Annotated in this window: 5 protein-coding genes, 1 tRNA gene and 2 pseudogenes; 6 read left to right on the top strand and 2 right to left on the bottom strand. The window is 45.9% G+C overall.

Annotated elements, in window-relative coordinates:
* Window positions 1-428: 428 nt before the first annotated feature.
* Window positions 429-650, top strand: a complete 222-nt coding sequence (locus B9T16_RS24960) for a hypothetical protein (protein WP_410246027.1) — start codon at window positions 429-431, stop codon at window positions 648-650.
* Window positions 651-829: 179 nt separating this feature from the next.
* Here B9T16_RS24960 and B9T16_RS24955 read toward each other — a convergent pair.
* Together B9T16_RS24955 and B9T16_RS24950 are read right to left on the bottom strand one after the other, a co-directional pair.
* Window positions 830-902: transfer RNA gene (locus B9T16_RS24955), tRNA-His, on the bottom strand.
* Window positions 903-1,075: 173 nt separating this feature from the next.
* Window positions 1,076-1,970 (bottom strand): IS630 family transposase gene (locus tag B9T16_RS24950; protein WP_410246028.1). Its coding sequence is split into 2 segments (ribosomal slippage): window positions 1,076-1,138 and window positions 1,140-1,970, totalling 894 coding nucleotides; the frame shifts between segments, so codons are not numbered across the junction.
* 449 nt (window positions 1,971-2,419) lie between these two features.
* Here B9T16_RS24950 and B9T16_RS24945 point away from each other — a divergent pair.
* The 5 genes and pseudogenes from B9T16_RS24945 to B9T16_RS24925 form a co-directional block, all read left to right on the top strand.
* Window positions 2,420-2,491, top strand: a pseudogene (locus B9T16_RS24945) (hypothetical protein); the annotation flags it as partial.
* Window positions 2,492-2,500: 9 nt separating this feature from the next.
* On the top strand, window positions 2,501-3,106 hold the full coding sequence (locus tag B9T16_RS24940; protein ID WP_014275542.1) for an HNH endonuclease: 606 nt from the start codon (window positions 2,501-2,503) through the stop codon (window positions 3,104-3,106).
* A gap of 132 nt (window positions 3,107-3,238) precedes the next feature.
* Window positions 3,239-3,658, top strand: coding sequence for a DUF4359 domain-containing protein (locus B9T16_RS24935; RefSeq protein ID WP_006616160.1), 420 nt, complete (start codon window positions 3,239-3,241; stop codon window positions 3,656-3,658).
* A gap of 273 nt (window positions 3,659-3,931) precedes the next feature.
* Window positions 3,932-5,374, top strand: coding sequence for a glutamate--tRNA ligase (gene gltX / locus B9T16_RS24930; RefSeq protein ID WP_006616161.1), 1,443 nt, complete (start codon window positions 3,932-3,934; stop codon window positions 5,372-5,374).
* Window positions 5,375-5,395: 21 nt separating this feature from the next.
* Window positions 5,396-5,650: pseudogene (locus B9T16_RS24925) on the top strand (hypothetical protein); the annotation flags it as partial.

Here is a 5,650-nt window from a genome sequence, read left to right as displayed (position 1 = left end):
TTCCGTNTATTCACCCANGTGCCTNAAGTCTCTACCAGGCGGTTATTTCAGTTATCTCAACCCTATTTCATGCCTGAACGTATCACACTCATTTACATAATGTAAATACATTATGTAACTTCTAAAATATGCATGCCTACCCTATCATGTCCAGATATTACCCAGAACTAAGTTACCCCCAACAGATAGCTTTACCTACAACCTACGGCTAAGATTTTGGGGGTGAACTGATTATGTTGGTATCGGTTTCTGCTCGGTAATTGTCACCAGTTGAAAAGTTGTTTAGGGGTATCGGGTTGGTTCCGGTAGATGATAGTTCATAGTTTCCCCTCACCGGAGATTATGAATCAGACCCATAGATAACCTTGCGAGCGATCGCTCATAGGTTTACCTATAGGTCTAGTCCACGGAAAGGCGGTCTGATATCTTTGTACATTGATTACTTAGAAGGTTCCCCTCTACGACTACCTACGGCTATCGTGTTGATTTTGAAACATATCCTCCCCCCAACCGGAACAAACACTCTTGGGGGTGCGACCGATGTGATAGCAGTCAATGGTGAGGAACGAACCGATAGGCTTGCCATTGACGGGTATCACAAGGGAACTACCCTATCGGTGTTTGGTTGGGGGGGAGGAATGGATATTTGACAGATTGATTAAGTTGTGCTTATTGATTAACCCGTCAATAATTAAGTTTTGTTGCTAAGGGATATGCACTAATCGTCCCGTGTGCTAAGACTGAATGGAGTGCATATTAAGTGTAACGGTACGACTATCGGGTTAAGTAAATCCCGCTATTGCAGCTAGGATAAGGTGATAGACTTCAGGGCGAACGATGGGATTCGAACCCACGAGTGGAGGAACCACAATCCTCTGCCTTAACCACTTGGCTACGCCCGCCATACGATTAGTAATCGTAGCACAGACATCAAATAAAAAGCAATAACCTGAGCGAAATTTTTTTTTCGGCTAGCGGAGACAGGGAAAAGCCGGGTTAACCCAATCATGAGCAGGTATCGAGTCCCTAATGGACAGATGAGTTAACCCATCAGATATAGCATTAGTCAAGGTGGTTAGGACGCAGCTGGGAGAACGGAATCCATGGCATCATCGAGAGAATCAAACTGCTCACGTGCAATGGCGAATGCGGGCTTTCAACCACGACCAACATTTCTCTATCTTGTTGAGGTCTGGCGAATAAGGCCGAAGATAGAGTAAACGGCATGGAGCTGCCTCCACCAGTTCAGCCTGCCGCCCCCCTTTATGAAACGTTGCATTGTCCAGTACTAGAGTTTGACCTGGCTTCAATGTTGGAATTAAGATGAACTCCAACCACAACTCAAACACTGTCCGATTACAACAACCCTCAAAGCGATCGGGGGCTAAGAGTTGTTGATGACACCATGCGGCTATATAGCTCACCCTGCCCTGCCTCTTCCCTGATTTGAGGGCATCGAAGCGTTGTCCTTCCTGGCAGTAACCATAAGGATAATCCGAGTCTTGACTATTCATGCCAGCTTCATCGAGGTAAACCAACCCTTCCGGCTCCATATGTTCAATCTGAGCAATAAACTCCTCTCGCTGTTGCTCATCACGTTCTTGGTAGCCGTAAGTTGTTTTTCTGGTGAAGCCAATTTTCTTCAAGGCTCTGGATATGGTGCCAGGAGAGATGTCGTCATCCCAAAGTTCAGCCATTTGAGCGGAGGTTTTGTCGCCATGCTCTTGGGCAAAAGCCTTGAATTTTTGCCAGTCGGTAATTTGGTGGTTATTGCCAGGTCGGTGATTAGGTTTAGGGAGGAAGTCTCCGGTGTGTTCTTTTCTTTGCAGCCAGAGATTGATAGTGTTCCGGCTGACATGGAAAACTTGACTGGCTTCTGTTTTGGGCATACCGTCTAGTTCAATTGCATTAATAACTTTTTGTCTAAGGTCGTAACTGTAGGGGGCTGGCTTTTTGGGTCTTCTGTAGATATCCTTGCCATTATACGTCCTAACTGTTCTATCTTGTGCTATACAAAGCAGGGGGTCGTAACCCTGTTCCCATGACAAAGGGGTGTCCACATCAGGAGCCGTATGAGGTGAAAGTCTCAAGTACGGTTTTGAATGGGAGTTGGGGAGGGTGACTTCCCTTTCGACCCCTACCCCTTGGAGGGAGTAGGATATGACTGAAAGCCAATGCCTAACTGTAATGGTTAGGATATGCCCACTAGTCAAGGTATGGACATAGATACTGCGGCGATTAAGAGTATTATGACGAGAGCGAGTTTAAAGACTACGTGGTTGTATACAGCTCCAAAAGTCGAAGTACGAAAGCAGGGGGTAGTAACTCTGTTCCTACGAAAAAGGGTGTCCATATCAGGAGCCGTGTGCTGGGAAACTCGCAAGCACGGTTTTGAAGTGGAGCTCGGGAAGGTGACTTCCTGTTCGACCATAACTCAAATTACTATTCAGGGGTCGTCTCATCTGAGACCTTCAATAAGTTAGACCATATAATCTGGCAAATGTTACGGGCATGGAGAATCTCAAGATGCGGAAAGGCAAATCCTAAAGAACTGAGTAACTATTGTAGACCGGAAACGGTTAAACTCAGCGATGATAGAGAAAGGCATGAAACTTGGTTATTCTGTACCAAGGATGGACATAGACTATGGAAGCATAGCTACACTCCGATTGTCAGACATACCCTGATACGCCCTGAAGCAACACTTTATGACGGAAACTGGACTTACTGGGCAACCAGAAAAGGTCAAGCAATTGATACGCCAAACAGGGTAGCAAAACTACTCAAAAAGCAAAAAGGCCTATGCGCCTGGTGTGGGCAATACTTTACCCCATCAGATTTAGTTGAAGTAGACCACATTGTACCTCGAAGCCACGGCGGAAAGGATGAATACAAGAATCTTCAACTATTGCACCGCCACACCCGCGATGATAAGACGGCACTTGACAACGTCAACGCTGCATTCTTAACAATGGAGCAGTCTGCGCGTGCGTCACATCAGGAAGTTTTTCGTGTCTATGCCAATTATCTGGATGTGGAAGCACCACTAGAGCCGTATGAGGTGAAAGTCTCAAGTACGGTTTTGAATGGGAGGGGGAGATGGTAACATCTCTCTCGATCCCTACTTGTTTGTCTAACAATTTTAACTCTGATCAGCCCTAGTCCGGGTTAATGGAACTTAACCTAGTATGATGATCTATTTTTCTCGATAAAATGCTGTTAGAGGTGATTATTTAAAATGATGAAAGTTGATCGGATGGAATCAAGCCATGCTGGTGGGCATATCAGTAAAATGGCTATCTTTCTGGCCATTTTGGCGGGAACAATGGCTTTAACTAACCCCAGTCGCCAAGACTATCTCGAATATGCCTCGGTGAAGTTATCCCAAGAAGCGAAAAACAACCTATGTAATGAGGCGGAAGTTCCGGCTATTCTCCGAGGTTTTTCTAATATGATTGTAGACACCTGCAATACTTTGGTAACTTCTCAACGGGTTACAATTAGGGCTTTTATTGACAATTCTACTCACCGACAAAATGCGATGTTTTTTAGCATTTACACATCGGAAGTGTTGAATAATCGCTATAGAACTCTGGCTCTGTTTGGTAATTTTATCACATTTTCATCGGAAAAAATGCCGGAAAATTCCGTAGAATAATCGGAACCAGCCAAATTGTATTCTGAGCGAAAAAGCGCCCTCCCATAAGGGCGGGTGCTAGGTCAGCCCCAGGAAACAGGACAAGACTCTTGCACCCGCAGCCAATGTTGGTTGAGGGTAGAATGGGTTTGCGATCGCTTTCGGTGGTATGGACAGTTACAAAAAAAGATACAATGTTGAGATGGCGATTGTGGTTTGTTGAGTGGACAAAAGCCAACATTGACAATTAGCCAGCCGTTGGCGCGATCAAGATACAAAGGCAACCCAGAAATTATGACTGTCAGAGTTCGTTTGGCTCCTAGCCCTACAGGTAATCTACACATTGGTACAGCCAGAACCGCTGTATTTAACTGGCTTTTCGCCCGAAATCAGGGCGGTGAGTTTATAGTACGCATTGAAGATACAGATCAAGAGCGATCGCGTCCTGAATTTACCCAAAATATTTTGGATGGACTAACTTGGTTGGGCCTAAATTGGGATGAGGGGCCGTTTTTTCAGTCGGAGCGCCTGGATTTGTACCGGGAAGCTATCCGTAAACTCCTAGATGCGGGTTTGGCTTACCGTTGCTATTGTACCCCGGAAGAACTTGAGGAAATGCGATCGGCTCAAAAAGCTAAAAATCAAGCTCCTCGCTATGATAACCGCCACCGCGACCTAACCGCAGCACAAAGGGCGGCTTTGGAAGCTGAAGGCCGCAGTGCCGTGATTCGCTTTAAAATAGACGACAACCGAGAAATTAGATGGAATGATTTGGTCAGGGGTTCGGTAGTCTGGAAAGGCTCCGACTTGGGGGGAGATATGGTCATTGCTAGGGCTTCCAGTAGCAATGCAATCGGTCAGCCTCTCTATAATTTGGCGGTGGTGGTCGATGATATTGATATGCAGATCACCCATGTAATTCGCGGTGAAGACCATATCGCTAATACTGCCAAACAGATACTACTCTACGAAGCCTTCGGGGGAAGGGTTCCAGAATTCGCCCACACTCCTTTGATTTTGAATCCTGATGGCCGTAAACTATCTAAGCGGGACGGGGTGACTTCTATCTCAGATTTCCAAAATTTGGGTTACACAGCCCCCGCCTTGGCTAATTATATGACACTATTGGGTTGGACTCCCACTGATTCGACTCAGGAAATCTTTACCCTAGAACAGGCGGCGAAAAACTTTGGTTTTGATAGAGTCAATAAGGCGGGGGCAAAATTTGACTGGGATAAGCTCGATTGGTTGAATGGTCAGTATATCCATAATCTGCCAGTGTCGGAGTTGACAGATATGTTGATTCCCTATTGGGAAGAGGCCGGTTATGACTTTGAACCACAGAGCGATCGCCTTTGGTTGGAACAGTTAACAACCCTCATTGGTCCTAGTCTTACCCGTCTCAAAGATGCAGTAGATATGGCGGCGATGTTCTTTCCCTCCAGTGTCAGTTTAGATGAAGAAGCCCAGCAGCAGTTGCAACAAGAGGGAGCCCAAACCGTCTTGGCAGCTATCAAGGATAAACTCGAATCTGAGCCAACACTGACAGCAGATACCGTCAAGGATATGATCAAAGCTGTTACCAAAGAGACGAAACTTAAAAAAGGGCTGATCATGCGATCGCTCAGAGCAGCTCTCACTGGGGCTGTTCATGGCCCGGATTTAGTTGAGTCCTGGCTGCTTCTTCATCAGCGAGGAACTGATCTAACTCGCTTGCAAAACATATTAGATCGTTAATTGTTATTGAGGCTGAATGCTATGGCGGATAGCTCTAAATCCAAACCACAAGACGATAAAACTCCCATTGAGGATAAAAAGTCTGCTACTAAAGCAGATACTACTCCADCTAAATCCTCTACTCCCAAAGATCACGAACCTGTAGTTGATGCTAAACCTGCTGCTAAAACCCCAGAACCCAAACCAGAACCCAAACCGGAAACTGTKGCTGCTAAAACMCCAGAACCGAAACCAGAACCCAAACCGGAACCSAAACCAGAACCTGTGGCTGCTAAA

The organism is Arthrospira sp. PCC 8006, from assembly GCF_046480465.1.
In the GTDB taxonomy this organism is placed as follows: domain Bacteria; phylum Cyanobacteriota; class Cyanobacteriia; order Cyanobacteriales; family Microcoleaceae; genus Limnospira; species Limnospira platensis.
Note: the sequence above shows the minus strand (reverse complement) of the source record. Positions and strands in the feature narration are given on the sequence as shown.

Coding starts and splice junctions, on each gene's coding strand:
- B9T16_RS24940 (WP_014275542.1), top strand. CDS start 2,501: ATGTTACGGGCATGGAGAATCTCAAGATGCGGAAAGGCAAATCCTAAA.
- B9T16_RS24935 (WP_006616160.1), top strand. CDS start 3,239: ATGATGAAAGTTGATCGGATGGAATCAAGCCATGCTGGTGGGCATATC.
- gltX (WP_006616161.1), top strand. CDS start 3,932: ATGACTGTCAGAGTTCGTTTGGCTCCTAGCCCTACAGGTAATCTACAC.